The 18,258-nt window shown below is 61.2% G+C and carries 16 protein-coding genes; 2 read left to right on the top strand and 14 right to left on the bottom strand.

Features of this window, described 5'->3' with window-relative positions; all coding sequences use genetic code 11:
- Nucleotides 1-9: 9 nt before the first annotated feature.
- The 13 genes from AC13Q5_RS17680 to murA form a co-directional block, all read right to left on the bottom strand.
- Nucleotides 10-2,280 (bottom strand): FdhF/YdeP family oxidoreductase, encoded by a 2,271-nt coding sequence (locus AC13Q5_RS17680; RefSeq protein WP_488502596.1) that lies wholly within the window; start codon nt 2,278-2,280, stop codon nt 10-12.
- A 141-nt stretch (nt 2,281-2,421) separates the two neighbouring features.
- Nucleotides 2,422-3,372, bottom strand: coding sequence for a lytic transglycosylase domain-containing protein (locus tag AC13Q5_RS17675; RefSeq protein ID WP_457879572.1), 951 nt, complete (start codon nt 3,370-3,372; stop codon nt 2,422-2,424).
- A 109-nt stretch (nt 3,373-3,481) separates the two neighbouring features.
- Complete coding sequence (locus AC13Q5_RS17670) at nt 3,482-4,597, bottom strand: anhydro-N-acetylmuramic acid kinase (protein ID WP_488502595.1); 1,116 nt, start codon at nt 4,595-4,597, stop codon at nt 3,482-3,484.
- Between the two features lie 10 nt (nt 4,598-4,607).
- On the bottom strand, nt 4,608-5,627 hold the full coding sequence (locus tag AC13Q5_RS17665; protein ID WP_457879574.1) for a serine hydrolase domain-containing protein: 1,020 nt from the start codon (nt 5,625-5,627) through the stop codon (nt 4,608-4,610).
- 8 nt (nt 5,628-5,635) lie between these two features.
- Nucleotides 5,636-7,375: an ABC transporter ATP-binding protein gene (locus tag AC13Q5_RS17660; RefSeq protein ID WP_457879575.1), complete on the bottom strand. Its 1,740-nt coding sequence runs from the start codon at nt 7,373-7,375 to the stop codon at nt 5,636-5,638.
- Nucleotides 7,372-8,211: an ABC transporter permease gene (locus tag AC13Q5_RS17655; RefSeq protein WP_457879576.1), complete on the bottom strand. Its 840-nt coding sequence runs from the start codon at nt 8,209-8,211 to the stop codon at nt 7,372-7,374. Before AC13Q5_RS17655 ends, AC13Q5_RS17660 begins: the two co-directional genes overlap by 4 nt.
- Nucleotides 8,211-9,170 carry an ABC transporter permease gene (locus AC13Q5_RS17650; protein WP_457879577.1) on the bottom strand — a complete coding sequence of 320 codons (960 nt, stop codon included), beginning with the start codon at nt 9,168-9,170 and terminating at the stop codon, nt 8,211-8,213. Before AC13Q5_RS17650 ends, AC13Q5_RS17655 begins: the two co-directional genes overlap by 1 nt.
- A 129-nt stretch (nt 9,171-9,299) precedes the next feature.
- Nucleotides 9,300-10,820 (bottom strand): ABC transporter substrate-binding protein, encoded by a 1,521-nt coding sequence (locus tag AC13Q5_RS17645; RefSeq protein ID WP_488502594.1) that lies wholly within the window; start codon nt 10,818-10,820, stop codon nt 9,300-9,302.
- 56 nt (nt 10,821-10,876) lie between these two features.
- Nucleotides 10,877-11,800, bottom strand: a complete 924-nt coding sequence (gene murQ / locus AC13Q5_RS17640; RefSeq protein ID WP_488502593.1) for an N-acetylmuramic acid 6-phosphate etherase — start codon at nt 11,798-11,800, stop codon at nt 10,877-10,879.
- A 354-nt stretch (nt 11,801-12,154) separates the two neighbouring features.
- The gene (locus AC13Q5_RS17635; RefSeq protein WP_075854037.1) at nt 12,155-12,493 is read right to left on the bottom strand and encodes a gamma-glutamylcyclotransferase family protein; all 339 of its coding nucleotides are present in this window, start codon (nt 12,491-12,493) and stop codon (nt 12,155-12,157) included.
- Entirely contained in the window at nt 12,490-13,194 is a 705-nt protein-coding gene (locus tag AC13Q5_RS17630) for an alpha/beta fold hydrolase (RefSeq protein ID WP_488502592.1), read from the bottom strand. Before AC13Q5_RS17630 ends, AC13Q5_RS17635 begins: the two co-directional genes overlap by 4 nt.
- A gap of 76 nt (nt 13,195-13,270) precedes the next feature.
- Nucleotides 13,271-14,155 carry a glucosamine kinase nucleotide-binding domain-containing protein gene (locus tag AC13Q5_RS17625; RefSeq protein WP_488502591.1) on the bottom strand — a complete coding sequence of 295 codons (885 nt, stop codon included), beginning with the start codon at nt 14,153-14,155 and terminating at the stop codon, nt 13,271-13,273.
- A complete protein-coding gene (murA, locus tag AC13Q5_RS17620; RefSeq protein ID WP_457879583.1) occupies nt 14,152-15,408 on the bottom strand; it encodes a UDP-N-acetylglucosamine 1-carboxyvinyltransferase in 1,257 nt (418 codons plus the stop codon). Before murA ends, AC13Q5_RS17625 begins: the two co-directional genes overlap by 4 nt.
- Before the next feature lie 226 nt (nt 15,409-15,634).
- Between murA and AC13Q5_RS17615 the strand changes: the two genes are divergently transcribed.
- On the top strand, nt 15,635-16,495 hold the full coding sequence (locus AC13Q5_RS17615; RefSeq protein WP_488502590.1) for a MurR/RpiR family transcriptional regulator: 861 nt from the start codon (nt 15,635-15,637) through the stop codon (nt 16,493-16,495).
- A gap of 96 nt (nt 16,496-16,591) precedes the next feature.
- Nucleotides 16,592-17,368, top strand: a complete 777-nt coding sequence (locus AC13Q5_RS17610; protein WP_488502589.1) for an SDR family oxidoreductase — start codon at nt 16,592-16,594, stop codon at nt 17,366-17,368.
- A gap of 31 nt (nt 17,369-17,399) precedes the next feature.
- Here AC13Q5_RS17610 and nadC read toward each other — a convergent pair whose 3' ends face one another.
- On the bottom strand, nt 17,400-18,257 hold the full coding sequence (gene nadC / locus AC13Q5_RS17605; RefSeq protein ID WP_488502588.1) for a carboxylating nicotinate-nucleotide diphosphorylase: 858 nt from the start codon (nt 18,255-18,257) through the stop codon (nt 17,400-17,402).
- Nucleotide 18,258 lies beyond the last annotated feature (1 nt).

The following is an 18,258-nucleotide window of genomic DNA, read 5'->3' as shown; positions in this document are numbered from 1 at the left end:
GCGTGAACATCATGCCGCCTTGCTGATGCGCACCGGAATGGACTTGTACGACGGCGTGCCGCTTTCCTTGTCCTGATAGTCGATCGGGATCAGGCAATTTGCCTCCGGGTAATAGGCGGCGACGGAGCCCTCGGAAATATCGTAGGATATAGCCGTCAGCTTCAAGAGCCGCCTGCCGCCTGATGGAAGTGCCGTCTCGATCTCGACGAGATCACCGTGCTCCAGCCCTTTCGCCTTCAGATCTTTGTCGTTCATGAACAGGACGTCGCGGCGGCCGAATACGCCGCGATAGCGGTCGTCGAGGCCATAGATCGTCGTATTGTACTGGTCATGGCTGCGAATCGTGGCGAGCTTGAGCACGGTCCCGTCCGACAATGAAATATCCTCGTTGAGGCCGGAAAACAGCTTGAACTCGGCCTTGCCTGACGGTGTCTTCCAGACGCGCTCGGTCGGCCCGATCGGCAGACGGAAGCCGCCCGGCACGCGGATGCGCTCGTTGTAGCGGGCGAAATCGGGATAGACGATTTCGATCTTGTCGCGGATCAGGTCGTAGTCGTTGATGAGCTCCATCCAGGCGACCTTGCTCGTCGGCAGGGTCGCCTGCGCCATCGCGGCAACGATCGCCGGCTCCGAACGCAGCTGATCGGAGGCCGGTTTCAGCCGACCGCGCGAGGCATGCACCATCGACATGGAATCCTCGATTGTCACCGACTGCGCGCCGGTCGCCTGAATGTCCTGCTCGGTGCGGCCGAGCACGGGAAACAGGAAGGACTCCTTGCCGATCAGGAGATTGGAGCGATTGAGCTTGGTGTTCATATGGACGGCGAGATCGAGCTTGCGCATCGCCTCGGCACAGAGTTCCGGATCGGGAAGCGCGATCGAGAAATTGCCGCCGAGGCACAGCAGCACCTTGGAGCGCCCCTCCGCCATCGCCTGCATGGCGGCAACGGCATCGTGGCCATGATGAGCTGGGGACGTGAAGCCAAAAGCTCGTTCAATGCCTTCGATGAGAGCCGGAGTCGGCTTCTCGGTGATCCCGACAGTCCGATTGCCCTGCACGTTGGAGTGTCCGCGCAGCGGGCAGATGCCGGCGCCCGGCTTGCCGAAATTGCCGCGCAACAGCAGCAGATTGGCAATCTGCTGCACATTGGCGGTGCCCCTGGCGTGCTGGGTGATGCCCATGCCATAGGCAACTATGGTCGCCTTCGATTTGGCATAGATCGCGGCAACCCGCTCCAGATCGGCGCGGGTGAGCCCCGAGACACGCTCGATATCGGCCCATTCCGTCTGGTTAAGATCGGCGACGAGATCGTCGAAGCCGGCGGTATGCTCGGCGATGAAGGCACGATCGAGGACATCGTCCGAGGTTTCTGCCAGCGCCAGAACGGCCTTCATGATGCCCTTCAGCGCTGCGGCATCGCCGCCGATCTTGACCTGGTAATAGGAAGAGGCGATCCGCGTCGAACTGAAAGTCGCCATTTCAATCGGGCTCTGCGGGTCGGCGAAACGCTCGAGTGCCCGCTCCTTCAGCGGATTGAAGACGATGATCGGCACGCCGCGGCGCGAGCATTCATGCAGCGTCCCCATCATGCGCGGATGATTGGTGCCGGGATTGTGACCCATGGAGATGATCAGATCGCATTCGTCGAAATCGTCGAGCGAGACCGTGCCCTTGCCGATGCCGATCGATTGCGGCAGGCCGACGCTGGTTGCCTCGTGGCACATGTTCGAGCAATCGGGGAAATTGTTGGTGCCGTATTCGCGGGCAAAGATCTGGAAAAGAAACGCCGCTTCGTTGGAAGCGCGGCCCGACGTATAGAATTCAACCATGTCAGGATCGGGCTGGCTTCGCATGACCTCGCCGATACGGGCAAAGGCGTCTTCCCAGGCAATTGGCTGGTAGGTATCGGATGCCGGGTCGTAGACCATCGGATGCGTCAATCGGCCGGAACTTTCCAGCTCATAATCGCTCCAGGTCAAAAGCTCGCTGACCGTGTGCTCGGCAAAGAACTCGGGCGTCACGCGCTTGTTGGTTGCTTCCCAGGTGACGGCCTTGGCGCCGTTTTCACAGAACTGGAAGGTGGAGGTATGCTCCTTGTCGGGCCAGGCGCAGCCGGGGCAATCGAAGCCAGTGGGCTTGTTGGTACGCAGGAGAAGCCCGGGCGCTTCGGTAACATCCATCTGCTCGCGCACCGCATTGGCCGTGGCCTTCAGCGCGCCCCAACCGCCGGCGGGGCTGTTGTAGGGGCGGATACCCGGGACTTCACGCTTTTGTGCCATGATACACTCCTTTGGCTACCCAAACGGCTTCCTCCCAAAGGCCGGGCTTACAAGAAATAAGCTTGTGACATCAGGGAGTAAAGCACAATCGAGCGACAGAAAGTCAAACGGCCGCCAAGCGTGATGGAGCTATGCGCAACGCTAGTTCTTGAAGACGAGGCAGGAGCCACCCTGCTGCCGGACCTGCGTGCAAACGGCATCCGCTTCCTCCCGCGTTTGTCGCGGAATGCGCGCCGCATAACGGACACGGCGGCCGAAGTCGGCATTGCGCTGACGCACGATCAACGGCTTTTCCGTATTCAACGGTGACGGCAGTTTTCTTATATTTGCGGTAAACAGACGGCGGGCGGCATCCAGCTGAAAATGCTCGGCCAGTTGCGCCCCCCAGGGCGCCCAGGGCCGCTCCTGCTCCAAGGGAATGGGTTTCAGGCGGCGGCTCTGCGCAAGGGCCACGCAGGAATCGACAAACGGCTTGCTCTTATCGAGCACGGGAGCTGCAATATCGGGGGGATCATCACGCCACTCCTCGACGCTATGGGCAGTGATCGCGCTCACATAGTTGCGCGTCTCATAGGGAAGTCCGCCGGAATTCAGGAAATTGGCAAGGCCGGCTTCGCCGGCATTATAGGCAGCCGCAGCCAATCCCAAATTGCCGAAGCGGTCGCGCAATTCATCAAGATAGGTCGCCGCCTTGCCGAGCGCCTCAAGCGCATCGTAGCTGTCGCGCACGCCACGCAGCTTCGCTGTTCCCGGCATGAACTGCGCGATACCGCGCGCGCCCTTGGGGCTGACGGCATCTGAGCGAAAAAGGCTCTCGCGCCAGACAAGCCGCGCCAGATAGTCCGGCGGTAGATGATTGGCATGCGCGAAATATTCGATCGCCGTGCAGAGATCACGATTGTAGCTGTCCTTGCGCAGGCAAAGCGTTTCGCCAGTCTCTGTGGTCAACGGGCCGGAGACGCAGACCGGCGGCGCCGCGCTCCATTCCGGCTGGGCGACTGCTGGACCGAAGGCTGAAACAGCAATGATACATGCAATCGCAGAGGCAACGATGGTGCCGACGAAGCCTGCCCTATGCTGCCTGCCTGTCATCTAAGCGATATCCGTCCGAGACCAACCGATCGCAAATTCGCGGCCTCTTCATAGCATCGATGGGCTGTGGCGCAAACCGTCGACGCAACGGCGATCTTCTGACAAGCCTCTATTCCGCGAGGCGGCCGCCACGCATCGGCGCCGGCACGCCTGTCGTGCCGGGAAAGCTGATCGGCAGGCCGCGCAGAACACGCACGGCGAGAAACGCAAAGCACTCCGCCTCCACCGCATCGCCGCGCCAGCCGAGATCTTCGGCAAAGATCGGTTCGACGCCGGCCCGGCTCCTGAGCATCGACATGATCGTCGGATTGTGCCGGCCGCCGCCGCTGACGACGACCTTACTCGGTCTGCGCGGCAGAAGGTCCAAAGCCTTGCCGACCGCACTTGCGGTAAAGGCCGAAAGGGTGGCGGCGCCATCTTCGGGACTCAAGCCATCCGCCATGGAGGCGCCGAAGTCAAATCGATCGAGTGACTTCGGATAGGGTGCGGTCAGATAAGGATGTTGCAGCAGCTTTTCGAGCCGCGCCTCATCGACTTTGCCGGCACGCCCAAGCGCACCGCCCCTATCCATCTCGCCCAACCCGTGCGACTTGATGAAGTCGTTGAGCGGCGCATTGGCCGGGCCGGTGTCAAAGGCAACGAAATTACCTTCGCCATCCCACCAGGTGACATTGGCAACGCCGCCAAGATTGAGAATGGCGGCCTCGCCCGCAGCACCCGCGCCACGCAACAACGCCGTATGGTACGCTGCGGCAAGCGGCGCGCCCTGACCGCCGGCCCGCATGTCGGCGGAGCGGAAATCATAGGCGACCTTGGTGCCGAGAATGGAGCGCATCAGCTCGCCATCCCCCAGCTGGCGCGTCTGTCCTAGCCGATCCTTCTGCGGAGCGCGATGCAGCACGGTCTGGCCATGAAAGCCGACGACGCCGATGTCGGCCATCGTCATGCCGTTCTCTTCGACCAATTCCCTGACCGCTTCCGACTGCGCGCGCGTCAGCGCTTCTTCCGCCGCCTTGAAGATCGCAGGCTCCGGGCCTTCGAAATTCCAGGCCCGAGCCTGGCGTAGCGTCTCTTCCAGCAATTCGCGAATCCAGCTGGGATAGGGCGCCAGAACATAAGGGCCGAATTCCTCAATCCGCTCGCCATCCGTCTTCAGCATCGCGACATCGATATTGCCGTCGAGGACGGTCCCGGTCATCAGACCGACTGCCCAGATTGGTTCCATGGTCAGGCTCCTAAGCTGCGTTGACGAGATCGCTCACCGTTTGACGAAGCGCCAGGATGCCGCTGTCGAAGTGGCGTGTCGGATGAATGCGGTTGGTGAGCAAGGTCCAGGCCCTGCCCTTGTCGAAATCGACCCAGAGGGCCGTGCCGGTGAAGCCTGTATGACCGATGGTGGCTGAGGAGCAGAGGCTGCCGCCATGCCAGCCGTCATGCGGCCGCTCCCAGCCATGGGTGCGTGTAGCCGAAAGCGGCGTCCGCATCAGCGCTATCGAACCTGCCGCCGCGCCGCTGCCGTCAAGCAATCCTCTGGCAAAATCAAGAATCGCGTCTGCCGTTCCGAAGAGGCCGGCATGGCCGGCTCCCTGCAGTGCGGAGCAATTGTCGTCATGGACCTCACCCGACAGGACACGGTTACGCCAGGTGCAGTCCTCCGTCGCGGCGGCCAGCTCAGGCGGCGCAGAGAAGGCAAAACCCGGGCCTGCGTCCATGGCTCGAATGGTTTGCCCGGCCAGTCGTTCCAGCACAAAACCGAGCAGAATGAAATTGATATCGGAATAGACGGGCGGTCCGGCGCGCCATTCACGCTGCAGAATGAAGGCGCGCAGAAGCTCCGGGTCACGGCCATAGGTGTAGATCGGCTCGACCGCCGGAAACGGCGTTTGATGTCCTAGGCATTGGCGAAATGTCACCTTCCGCTCCCAGGCCTCGGCACTGTATTGGCGCAGATCGGGCAGAAGCGTCGTCAAGGGTGCATCGAGATCGATGGTACCGGCCTCGGCCAAGGCGAGGATCCGCGGCGTGGTGAAAATGACTTTGGTGAGCGACGCGAGATCGAACCAGGTATCGGGAAGCATCGGCCTGACACTCGGGACCTTCTGTGCCGAGCCAATCGCGCGGATCTGCCGGCTCCCATCCAGATCGACGATGCCAAGCACGCCGCCTGGAATGCGGGCCGATGCCACCGATTGTTCGAGCGGCGCAAAAGCCCGGTCGAAACGCTCCTGAAACTCCATGCTCCCCCCTCTCGCCATCTTGGCTCTCAAGCTTCCGCCAGAGCCATGTGATCGGCTGCGAAACGGTGCCATTCAGGTGCGGCCGGTTCGAAGCCCGGCGGGCGTACCAATGATGGAACCTGGCGCGTGTCGAGCGTGAAGGTTTCCTTGCGCCGCGCAACCGTCGGAACCGCCGCGATCAGCCGTCTGGTATAGGAATGCCTGGGCTCGGACAAGACGGATGCGGCATCGCCGATCTCGACGATCTGGCCGGCATAGATCACGGCAATGCGATGGGCGATACGTTCGACAACCGCCATGTCGTGCGAGATGAAGAGATAGGCGAGCCCGTATTCGCGCTGAAGCTCGATCAGCAACTCCAAAACCTGCGCCTGAACGGAAACGTCGAGAGCGGACACCGCTTCGTCGAGTACCAGCACGGAAGGGTTCAGCATGAGCGCGCGGGCGATGCAAAGTCTCTGACGCTGGCCGCCTGAAAACTCATGCGGATAGCGCTCAAGAGCATTTTCCGGCAAGCCCACCCGCTTCAAGAGCTCGGTCATCCGTTTACGTGTGTCGACCGAAATCCGTCCACCGGCAGCAATCACCGGTTCGGCAAGAATGTTGTCGATGCGCAGTCTCGGATTGAGCGAGGCATAGGGGTTCTGGAAGACCATCTGCACCGCGCTGGTGCGATCAGCAGCCTTGCCGGCATTGGTCGTGGACGTGCCGCGGGTCGACTTGACCAACCCCAGGATCGCCCGCGCCGTGGTGGATTTACCCGACCCGCTCTCGCCGACGATTGCCAAAGTTTCGCCCGGCATGAGGTCGAAGCCGACGCCTTCGACGGCGTGAACCGCACCGGTCGAACGACGCATGAAGCTGCCCTTAACCGGAAAGCGTACCGTCAAGCCATCCACCTTCAAGGCCGGTTTGGCTTGCGTCTCGTCACGCTGAAAATCTGTGCGCGCGGCCTGCCCCGCGGCGAAATGCGGGACGGAATGCAGGAGATGCTGGGTATAGGCATGCTTGGGATGATCAAGAATCTGATCGAGCTCGCCCTGTTCCACCGCCTGCCCGGCCTGCATCACCATCACCTTGTCGGCGATTCCCGCGACAAGGCCGATATCATGCGTGATGAAGATCATCGACATGCCCGTCTCACGCTTCAGTTCGGCAAGCAACGCCATGATTTGTGCCTGGACAGTGACATCGAGCGCCGTCGTCGGCTCGTCGGCGATGAGAAGGCGCGGATTGCAGGCAAGCGCGGTCGCGATCATCACACGCTGGAGCATGCCGCCGGAAAGCTGGTTCGGGCAATAGGTCAGCCGGCGCGCAGCATCTGGAATGCGCACGCGATCCAGCGCATCCTTGGCGGCCGCCTTTGCCTGGCTTCCCGTCAGGCCGCGATGCAGCCGGAACGATTCCTCGATCTGGGTGCCGATGGTCAGAACCGGATTGAGGGAGGTCATCGGCTCCTGGAAGATCATGCCGATCTCGCCACCACGGATCTTCGTCAGCTCCGCTTCGCCCGCTCTGGTTACATCCAGAATACTATTGTCGGCGCGCTTGAGGCGAATAGACCCGCCAATGATACGGCCGCCGCCGAAATCGACGAGGCGGTTGATCGACAGCGCCGTGACGGATTTGCCCGAACCGCTTTCGCCGACGATCGCCAGCGTTTCGCCGGCATCAAGATCGAAGCTGACGCCCCGCACGATAGGATTGGCTTCGGGATCACGCCCGAAGCCGACGCGAAGATCGGAGACGGAGAGAAGCGGCGTCATACCGTCGACCTCCGCATCTTCGGATCAAGGATGTCGCGCAGTGCATCGCCGAGCAGGTTGAAGCCAAGAATGGAGATCATGATGGTCACGCCGGGGAAGATCAGCAGCCAGGGCGCCGTTTCCATAAGATTGCGACTGTCGCTCAGCATCAAGCCCAGAGAGGATGCCGGCGGCTGTGTTCCCAGGCCGAGGAAGCTCAAGCCCGCTTCCGTCAGCAGCGACCAGGCGAGCGCCAGCGTTACTTGAACGGTCAAGGGCGCCACGAGATTGAGCAGAAGATGCCGCGTCAAAATGTACGACCGGCTGCTGCCGAAGGTGCGGGCGGCATCGACGAAATCACGTCCTTTCAAGGAAAGGGCCGGGCCACGCACGACACGGGTGAAGATCGGCGTGTAGACGATCGCGATTGCGGCTACGCTGGTCCAGGTGCCGGGACCGACGATGGCGATGATCAAAAGCGCCAGCAGTATCGCCGGAAAGGCGAGCAGCACATCCATGGTGCGCATGATGACGCCATCCCAGCGCTTGCCAGACCAGGCGGCGGTCAAGCCGAGCACGGTGCCGAGCAGAGTTGCGGCAGCCACGGAAAAGAAGGCGACGGTGAAGGATTCGCCAATGCCATTCATCAGGCGGCTGGCTACATCACGCCCCAGCAGGTCGGTGCCCATCCAGTAGGCAAGATTGGGCGATTGCAGGCGAGCCAATGGATTGCGCGCGACGGGATCATGCGGCGTCAAGCCAAACACGCCAAGGATGGCAATGACGATGTAGACGAGCACAATCACGCCGCCGATCCGGCCGCTCATATGGGAAAAGATGGCCTTGGCGATCCGCATCAGCCTTCTCCCAGACGGACGCGCGGATCAAGCGCGACATAGGCGAGATCAACGAGCAGGTTCACGACCATGAAGTTGAAAGCAATGAACAGAACACAACCCTGGACCAGCGCATAATCGCGCTGCTGGATCGCATCCAGCACCAGGCGCCCCAGCCCCGGCAAAGCATAGATCTGCTCGACCAGCACCGCGCCGCCGAGCAGATAGCCGAATTCGACGCCGCTCAGCGTCACCACGGGGATCAGCGCATTCGGCAGGGCGTGCCGCCAGATGACGCCGCGCGCCGGGACACCGCGGCTGCGGGCCGTGCGCACATAATCATCACTCAAGACGTCGAGCATGGCGGAGCGTACGACACGCGTCACCGAGGCGGCGAAGGCAAAGCCGAGGGTTAGCGCGGGCAGGATCATCTGGCCGAGATTCTCGAGCGGGTTCTCCCAAAGAGGCGTGAAGGCGCCCATGGTCGGCAATACCCCGAAACCGGCAGACAGAGCATAGATCAGCAGCAGGCCGAGAACGAAATTCGGTGTGGACTGCCCGATCATGGCAACAATACGCACGGCAAGATCGGACAGCTTCTCGTTTCGCGTTGCGGCAAAGACGCCCGCCGGCAGACCGATGGCAAGCGCGATCACCATGGAGAGCAAGGCAAGCTCGAGCGTCAGTGGAAAGCGCTCCAGGATGATATCGAGGACAGGCTTGCCGTAAGTGACTGAAATGCCGAGATTGCCTTGAAATACGCCGAGCAGCCAATGCCAGTACTGGACAGGCCAGGGCTGGTCGATACCGAAATAGGCGGCAAGGGCCTGCCGCTGCTCCGGCGTTAGCAGGCCTGCATTGGTTCCGAGCATCGCCGTGATCGCATCGCCCGGCACCAGCCGGATGGCGACGAAGACGAAGATGGACACGCCCAGCATGATCAGCGGGAATGTCATCAGCCGGCGCGTCAGGTATGCCATTGCAATTCCTCTAGGGCAATTTCAGCTAAACCAAAATGTGAGCTTGCAGCCGAAATTGCGTAAAAACAAAGAGATAGAGCGCTTCCATGATATGATTCAAAAGGGAAGCGCTCTAGGTCCCGCTCATCGTTACTTGATCGAAACCTTGCTCAGACCGAACAGCGAGCCAGTCGGCGTCGGCACGAAGCCTTCCACGTTCTTCTGCTCGGCCGTATAGCCGTAGGCCGTGTAGAGCCAGATCCACGGCGAGACTTCGGCGAGATGCTTTTCGAACTCGGCGAAGATCTCCTTGCGCTTGGCCGGATCGGTCTCGGCGCGGCCCTTCTGCATCAGGCTATCGAGCGTGTCGTCGATATAGTTGGCGACCTTCTGCAGGTTGCCCGATTTCGTCCAGTAACGGTTGTACATCGAATAGGGATCGGCACTGCCGCCATTGAGCGCAACCGCCATGTCGAAATTGCCCTTGAGCCACGTGTCGACATAGACATTGAGTTCCATCACCTTGATGTCGAGCTTGATGCCGATTTCGGCGAGCTGCGACTGGATGACCTGTGCTTCGGCCGTGGCCGTCGGCGGTTCACCGGTTGCGGCGATGACGGTTGCCGAAAAGCCGTTGGCAAAACCGGCATCGGCCATCAGCTTCTTCGCCTTGGCGACATCACGCGTGTAGCAGAAGAGCTTGCTGGGATCGGTTGCATAGAGCGGCATCGTCAACGGCCCGGTCACCTTGCCCTCGCCGAGAGCCGCCGTATCCATCACATCCTTGCGGTCGATGGCGCAGGAAATCGCCTGGCGCACAGCGAGCTGATCCATCGGCTTGCGCGATGGGTTGAGCTGCAGGACGTTGTAGGAGAGGATCGGCGTGCGGGTAAGCTGCAGCTTCGGCTCCTTCGGCACCAGCGTTGCCACGAGCGGATCGTTCAGCAGCGCAAAATCGATCTGGCCGGTGCGCAGCGAAGCAAGGATCGCCGTTTCATCCGGCAGCACGCTGATGTTGATACCGTCGACGCCGGTGGCGCCGCCTGCCCAGTCCTTGTTGGCGGTCAGCACTTCCTTGGAATTCGGAACCCAGCTATCGAGCTTGAAGGGGCCGGAGCCGATCGCCTTCGTGCCGATGGTGCCGGCGGTGATTTCGCTTGCTGGAACCACCGCCGCATTGAGGCTCGTCATGGCCGTCAGAAGCGGAACGTCGGGCTGCGAGAGGTTGAAGACAACAGTATTGGCATCGGGCGTGTCGATGCTCGCGATCGACAGGAAGTTTGCTCGGGCAACGGCGGCAGTCGCTTGATCAAGAATGCGCTGGAACGAGGCCTTGACGTCGGCCGAAGTTACCGACGCGCCATTCTGGAATTTTGCCTTGGCGTTGAGCTTGAAGGTCAGTTGCTTGCCATCGGGCGCGAACTGCCAGCTTTCGGCTACACCGGGCACGATCTGCAGATTGCCATCCAGGCGAACGAGCGGTTCGTAGATCAGTTCCAGCAGGCGAATGGAAGAGAAGGCCGTTTGCTTGTGCGGGTCGAGCCCGGTCGCGTCCTGCGACCATGCCATGCGCAATGTCGCTGCCTGCGCCGGAATCGCGACGGTCGCCAGACCGATCCCCACGGCCAGTGCTACTCCCGAAATCAGCGTCTTTCCAAAATTCGCTTTCACGTTCAGTCCTCCAAATTTTTTAAATGTCCCCGGCCGATTTTAGCCTATTGATTGTCTCAAGCAGTCCGAGCGTTGATGGCCTTGCGCAGGAATCCATCAGCGTTTTGCAATGCCGCGCGGGCTTCTTCAATGCCCATCCCGGTAATTTCGATCAGAATGGCAAGCTTGACGTCGTTGCCGGTCAGATCGAGCACGCGGCGCGCTTCCTGCTGCGTGCAGCCGGTCGCCTGCATGACGATGCGCGAGGCGCGCGCCACGAGCTTCTTGTTGCTGGCGCTGACATCGACCATCAGGTTCTGGTAGCTCTTGCCGATGCGGATCATGCTTGCCGTCGTCAGCATGTTGAGAATGAGTTTTTGCGCCGTGCCCGACTTGAGCCGGGTCGAGCCGGTCAGGATTTCCGGGCCGACGACAGGCGAAATGGCAAGATCGGCAATGCCGGCGATGATGGAGTTCGGATTGCAGGAGAGCGCCACCGTAAAGGCGCCGATATCCTTGGCGTAGTTCAGGCCGCCAATGACATAAGGGGTGCGGCCGCTAACGGCGATGCCGACCACGACATCGTCCTTGCTCAGCTTAACCTCTTCCAGCGCCTGACGCCCCTGCTCCGGATCGTCCTCGGCACCTTCGATCGAGCGCCGCAGCGCATCTGGGCCGCCAGCGATCAGGCCGACGACCATGTCGGGCGGCACGCTGAAGGTCGGCGGGCATTCGGAAGCATCGAGAACGCCAAGCCGGCCGCTGGTGCCGGCGCCCATATAGATCAGCCGGCCACCCTTCTGAAAAGCAGCCACGATCTGATTGACGGCGGCGGCGATTGCCGGGATGACCTTCTCAACGGCAACCGGCACCGTCTGATCCTCATAGTTGATCTCGCGCAGGATATCGAAGGTCGGCAAGAGATCGATATGCATCGTATTCGGATTGCGCCCTTCGGAAACCAACTGCTCCAGTTCGGAAATCAACTTCTGCTCTGTCATGGGCCTGCTCGCGAATAACGCTTCGATATCAATAGGTCAGAGTGGCAAGTTCGATCAGTTCAAGATCGGGCTTGCCGCAGCAAAGATCGGTTTTCAGTCAGACGGACGACCGAAGTCTGCCGGGACTGAGGATGGCCTTTTTGGCTTCGCTCCCCGTCCATTCCCTGTTTACCTAGGTTAACATTATGTCTGTTTATTCCTTTCGTCAATCTATTAAGGAATAAAATATTCCATCTTGGGCGAACAAAAATGGCCGCTCATAGTCGTGGCAAGGCAGCATCGGAAAGAGACGGACGCCTTCGTGCGGTCTCTGCATTTCGGATGGAATTTAGGCTTCGACCAAACCGTCAATAATCATCGGTGAGGTGCAAGCACGTAAATGAACGCCTGAGAGTCACCATCGTCGGTACGGACCGTTGCGATCACACGGCAGTAGCCCTCGCCCTCGAAGGCATCGAGCCGCTCCCAATGTGCCGGAAGATCTGTGGATTCGAAGAGGAAGACGTCGATCTCATCGCCATCATCGGTAAGTTCGAGCCCCGGATAGCCTAACGCCGCGCCCCAACCGGATTCCAGCAACCTTCCGCGAACCGTCCCTTGGGTCCATGTACCAGCAAGCCCTTCAAGCTGATGGTGGTTGACGCGGCCCGGCGCAAGCGTGCCGTAGGTGGCGAGGCGATTTTCTGGCGTCATGCAACAATCCTCTTCAGAAGGCCCTTGAGCAATTCGGTGGTTTCCTGCGGCTGCTCGATTGCGGGGAGATGCCCACAGTCACGCATCAGCACGAATTGCGAAGTCCTGATGCCGATATGGATATCGAGCGAGTCCGCCGGCGGCGTCAGCACGTCTCTGTCACCGACGGCAACCAGTGTCGGCACCGAGATCAAAGGCAGCAGCAGTCGGGAATCGGGCCGGTCGAGAATGGCTTGCTGCTGTCGCAGGAATGCTTCGCCACCCACTCGAGCCGCCATGGCCTGGAGTTCCGTTGCAACCGGGCCGTCCAGATGACGCTCATGCACAAGCTCCGGCAGGAGCTTTCGCGTGACACCGGCAAATCGCCCGACTTTCAAGGAATCCATGCCTGCCCGCCTGCGGGCTGCTCGCGCCGGCGTATCAGGCGCCGCGCTTGTGTCAAAAAGCGCCAATCCCAGAACGCGTTCGGGCGCCTGCCGCATGATTTCGAAAGCCACATAGCCGCCCATGGAAATACCGGCAAGCACGAAGCGATCTGGCGCGGAACTGAGCACCCGCACCGCTATGGCATCGACACTCTCGTCCAACGTAAGATCGGCGATGAATGGATCAGCGAGATCTGCAATCTCATCTGCCTGATCCCGCCAGATGCGGGCATCGCAGAGAAGGCCTGGAAGGAAAACGATGGCTGGCTTAGGCATGCTCTCTTCTAGCGGCTGCGGCTTCGCCAGTCCAATATATGGAAGGTGCCTTCTCTATCTGTAAAACCTATGGCGCTTACTCAGCGGATCGCCTGGCCAGAATGATCGCGCCGGAGACTGCATCGCCGTCGATCGGCTTCAAGCGGCGGCGCACATCGGGCGAAAGCCAGGGCTCGAGCGGACTTGCGAGACCGCCGAGTAGACATACACGCGGCGCTCCCTTATCGAACAGCGTGCGAACCAGCGTATCGATATGGCCGGCGGCGCTCTGCACGATCCGCCGCGCGACAGCATCGCCTTGATCGGCATGACGCAGGACCATCGGCGCAAGAGCCGCGTAGTCCGTCGCCGATGCCCGGTCCATCCAGGCGACCGCCTCCATCGGATCGTTCTGGAAACGCTGCATGATTTCGGCGAGCAACGCGGTCTTCTGCTCACGTCCATCGTGGGCACGCAGTGCCAGCTGCACCGCCTTCAGCCCGAGATAGGCGCCGCTGCCCTCATCCGATATCGGAAAACCATAGCCGCCGACCCGCAATTGCTGCCCTTCGACGAGACCGAGCCCGATCGAGCCCGTCCCGGCAATCACGATGGCGCCATCACGACCGGAATGGGCACCGAGGCAAGCCCCCTCGCCGTCGCTGATGAAAGCGATGCTGGCAAATGGATGTTCTATCGCCTTCAGGGCCGCAAGCGCGCCCTTGCGGCCGATCCCGGCCAGTCCGATACCGGCATGGATGCGGCAGAGGTCAGAAGCCGCTAGCCCAGCCTCCTCGATGGCGGCGTCAGAGGCTCGTGAAATGGACGCCCATGCTTCGGCAATCCCGAGCCGGGTCGTTGCTGGCCCGGACAGTCCCTGCCCCAAGACCGTGCCTTCAGCATCCTCGATGCGCGCCCGGCAGCCGGTTCCACCGCCATCGACGCCGAGAAAATAGGAGATGTTTTCCAATGCGGCTGTCATGACGTCAACCGTTCGATATCGGCGCCGCACAGCCGCAATTTGCGATCGAGCTGCTCATAGCCGCGGTCGAGATGATAGACGCGGTTGACGATGGTTTCGCCTTCCGAAACGAGGGCTGCGAGCACCAGCGATACGGAGGCGCGCAGATCCGTCGCCATCACCTGCGCGCCTTTCAGCGGCGCGCCGCCGCGCACCAGTGCCGTCGTCCCCTGTAGTGTGATGTTGGCGCCGAGGCGCATCAGCTCCGGCACATGCATGAAGCGATTTTCGAACACCGTCTCGCGGATCAGCGACGCACCTTCGGCGCAGCAGGAAAGCGCCATGAATTGCGCCTGCAAATCCGTCGGAAAGCCCGGATAGGGCTCCGTGGTGATGTCGGCTCCCCTGAGTGGACCATCTCTGGAAACGACCAGGCCGCGATCGCTCGGCCAGACGCTGACACCCATGGCCTCAAGCGCCTGAACGACGGAGGCCAGATTTTCCAGCCGCGCGTGGATAAGCTCGAGCTGCCCGCCTGTAATCGCCGCTGCCACGGCATAAGTGCCGGCTTCGATGCGGTCGGGGATGCCGTGATGCTTGGCAGGGCGCCAGCTGGTGTCGCCATCGATGAGGATGCGATGCGTCCCCGCCCCCTCTATCCGCGCGCCCATGGCGCTCAAGCAAGCCGCAAGATCGGCCACCTCCGGTTCGCGGGCGGCGTTCAAAATCTCGGTTTCGCCCTTGGCCGTGCAGGCGGCCATCATTGCCGTTTCCGTCGCACCGACGGACGGCGAGCTCAAGACGATCCGCGCGCCCTTCAGCCCGTTTGCGGCCGAAGCGACGATCAGACCGCTTTCGATCCCGATATCGGCACCCAGCGTCGAGAGCGCCTTTATGTGCATATCGACGGGCCGCGCGCCGATGGCGCAGCCGCCGGGAAGTGAAACACGCGCATGGCCGAAACGGGCAAGCAGCGGCGCCAGCACCAGCACGGTCGCCCGCATGCGCCTGACCGTATCATAGGAAGTTTCCTTTGAGACGATGTCGCTTGCATCGATCGTCGTGCCGTGCGGCCCACGGGCGATCTTGGCGCCGTGGAGGGTAATGACACCAAGCATATTCTCAACGTCGCTGACTGATGGCAGATTGGTCAGTTCGAGCGGATGCGAGCTCAAAAGTGCTGCGGCGATCTGCGGCAATGCGGCATTTTTAGCGCCAGCGATGGTCACCGCGCCCTGCAACCTCTTGCCGCCGGAGATGCGAAGTCTGTCCATGATGAAAATCCGTCGAAGAAAGGCGAGGACGCCACGAGTCCTTCACGCGTTTCCTCGAAAGACTAATCGACCATTCCATTGTGTCAATCGGAATTGGAATTTTTTATTCCAATTTGCTGTGATAATGTCCGATTGCAAGAAGCGAGATTGCCGAGCTTGAACCGGATGCTATTTTCGGTGTGCTCGTGTCGACGGGTAAAGCAGCCTCGATGGCGCGAAGGGACAAATGTCGATTTTAAAGAAAATCAGCGCGCAGCTCGAAACCATGGCTCCCGCCGATCGCCAGATCGGACAGTTCATCATCGACAATCCCGACCAGATGCTGCGCCTGTCCTCAGCGGCACTCGCAGTCGAAACCGGCCGCAGCCAGTCGAGCGTCGTCAAGTTCAGCCAAAAGCTCGGCTATGCTGGCTATCAGGAATTGAAGCTTGCCGTCAGCGAGGCCAAGGCGCAGGAATGGCAGGCGCCGGCTGGCATGATCCATGGCACGATCGAAGTGGGCGACGGCTATCTCACGATCCTGCAGAAGCTGCTCGGCAGCAAGATGCAGGCCATGCAGCAGACCATCTCCGTCAACAACGAAGCCGACATCGAAAAGGCGCTCGAAGCGCTTCATGATGCCCGGCGCATCCATCTCACCGGTGTCGGCGCCTCGTCGCTGGTGGCGCGCGATTTTTCATACAAGCTGATGAAACTTGGCCGCAATGTGCTGCATGACAGCGACAGTCATGTGCAGATGGCCAATGCGTCGACGCTCGGGCCGGACGACCTGCTCTTTGCTCTTTCCTATTCCGGCGCCAGCATCGAAACCTTGCGGATCGCGGAGCTGGCAAGCCAGCGCCAGGCAACTGTCATTGCCGTCACCGGCCTGCAGGACAACCCGCTTGCGCGCGTCGCCGATATCTGCCTTCACACCGTCGGCGACGAGGATCGTGTTCGCTCGTCATCGATCACCGCCCGCGACGCACAGCTGATGCTGACGGACCTGCTGTTCATTCTGCTGGTGCAGCGTCAGCCCGATGCCAATGACTATGTCCATAATAGCGAAACCGCAGTTTCCGTACTGAAGGCCAAGCGTCTTTCATAGGATCGCCGGTAACCAAGCTGTGACGACGGCGCCCCTGTACGATGGCGATGTCGGGACGTAGCTTAGCGCCCCAGCAAATCACACAGGAGAGATTCCATGGACCTCGGCCTCAAGGATAAGGTCGTTCTGATCACGGGCGGCTCGAAAGGCATTGGTTATGCCTGCGCCGAACTCTTCCGGCAGGAAGGCGCCCAGGTCGCGATCTGCTCGCGTTCGCAGTCCAATATCGATGCGGCTCTTTCGAAGCTTCCCGGCGTGCATGGCCATGCCGCCGACCTGATCTCCGACGCACAAGCACTTTCAGTCGTTGATAAAGTCGAAGCAGAGATCGGGCCGATCGATATCCTCGTCAACAGCGCCGGCGCCGCGGCCCGCACACCGGCGGAGGAACTAACGCCAGCCATCTGGCGGGCCGCGATGGACGCGAAGTATTTTTCATACATCAATGTCATCGACCCCGTGATCAAGCGCATGGGCGCTCGCGGATCGGGTGCTATGATCAATATCATCGGCAACGGCGGCAAGATCGCCTCGCCCGTCCATCTGGCCGGCGGATCGGCCAATGCCGCGCTCATGCTCGCAAGCGTCGGGCTTGCCAATGCCTATGCCGGCAAGGGCGTGCGCGTCATCGGCCTCAATCCTGGTCTTACAGAAACCGATCGCGTTGCCGAAGGCCTCAAGGCGGCGGCGAAGGCTTCCGGCTCGACCGAGGAGGAAGCGCTTGCCGATGCACTGAAGCGCATCCCGATCGGCCGCATGGCGACTCCGGCCGATATCGCCAATGTGGTCGCCTTCCTGAGTTCAGCGAAGGCGGGTTACGTCACCGGCGTCGTCATCAGCATGGATGGCGCGCAGGTGCCGGTCATCGTCTGAGCCGGCAATGCACAGTCTTGCGCTGCCTGCCTCAAGCCGCCGCCTTCCAGTCCAGCCCGATGTCGAGCGTTGGCGCGCTATGCGTCAGCCAGCCGACAGAGATGAGATCGACGCCGGAGGCGGCGATCGCCGCAGCGGTTGACGGCGTGATGCGGCCGGACGCTTCGGTAATGGCCCGACCGCCGACGATATCGACCGCCTCGCGAAGTTGATCCGGCGTCATATTGTCGAGCAGCACGGCATCGACGCCTTCCTGCATGGCTTCGCGAAGCTGCACCAGCGTATCCACCTCGACTTCGATCTTGACCATATGACCTACGCCCGCCTTGGCGCGATGGATGGCCTCGGCGATGCCGCCGGCAATGGCGACGTGATTGTCTTTGATCAGCACAGCATCATAAAGCGCGAAGCGATGGTTCATGCCACCGCCGGCGCGCACGGCGTATTTTTCCAGAGCACGGAGACCCGGTGTCGTCTTGCGCGTGCAGACGATCGACGCCTTCGTGCCGGCAATCGCCTCGACGATGCCGCCGGTCACAGAAGCAATGCCAGAGAGGTGGCCGAGGAAATTGAGCGCGGTGCGCTCCGCCGTCAGCAAACCGCGGGATGCTCCCTCAATCGTTGCGATCACATCGCCCGCTTTGACTTTCGTGCCGTCGGGCACATGACGGGTCATGACAATGGCTGGGTCCACCAGTTGAAAGGCGAGTTCGGAGGCATCAAGACCTGCGACGACGCCCGGCTGGCGGGTCACCATCGCGACACGGGAGCGATGTTCCGCGGGGATGACAGCGGTGGACGTCACGTCGCCGGCAAGACCGAGATCTTCGACCAGTGCATTGCGCACCAGCGGTTCGACAATCAGGCGTGGGAGGGGAGCAAGTGTCATG

This window comes from Martinezella sp. CNPSo 3964 (assembly GCF_057784375.1).
The sequence above is the reverse complement of the archived record's forward strand: the minus strand, read 5'-3'. Positions and strand labels throughout refer to the sequence as shown.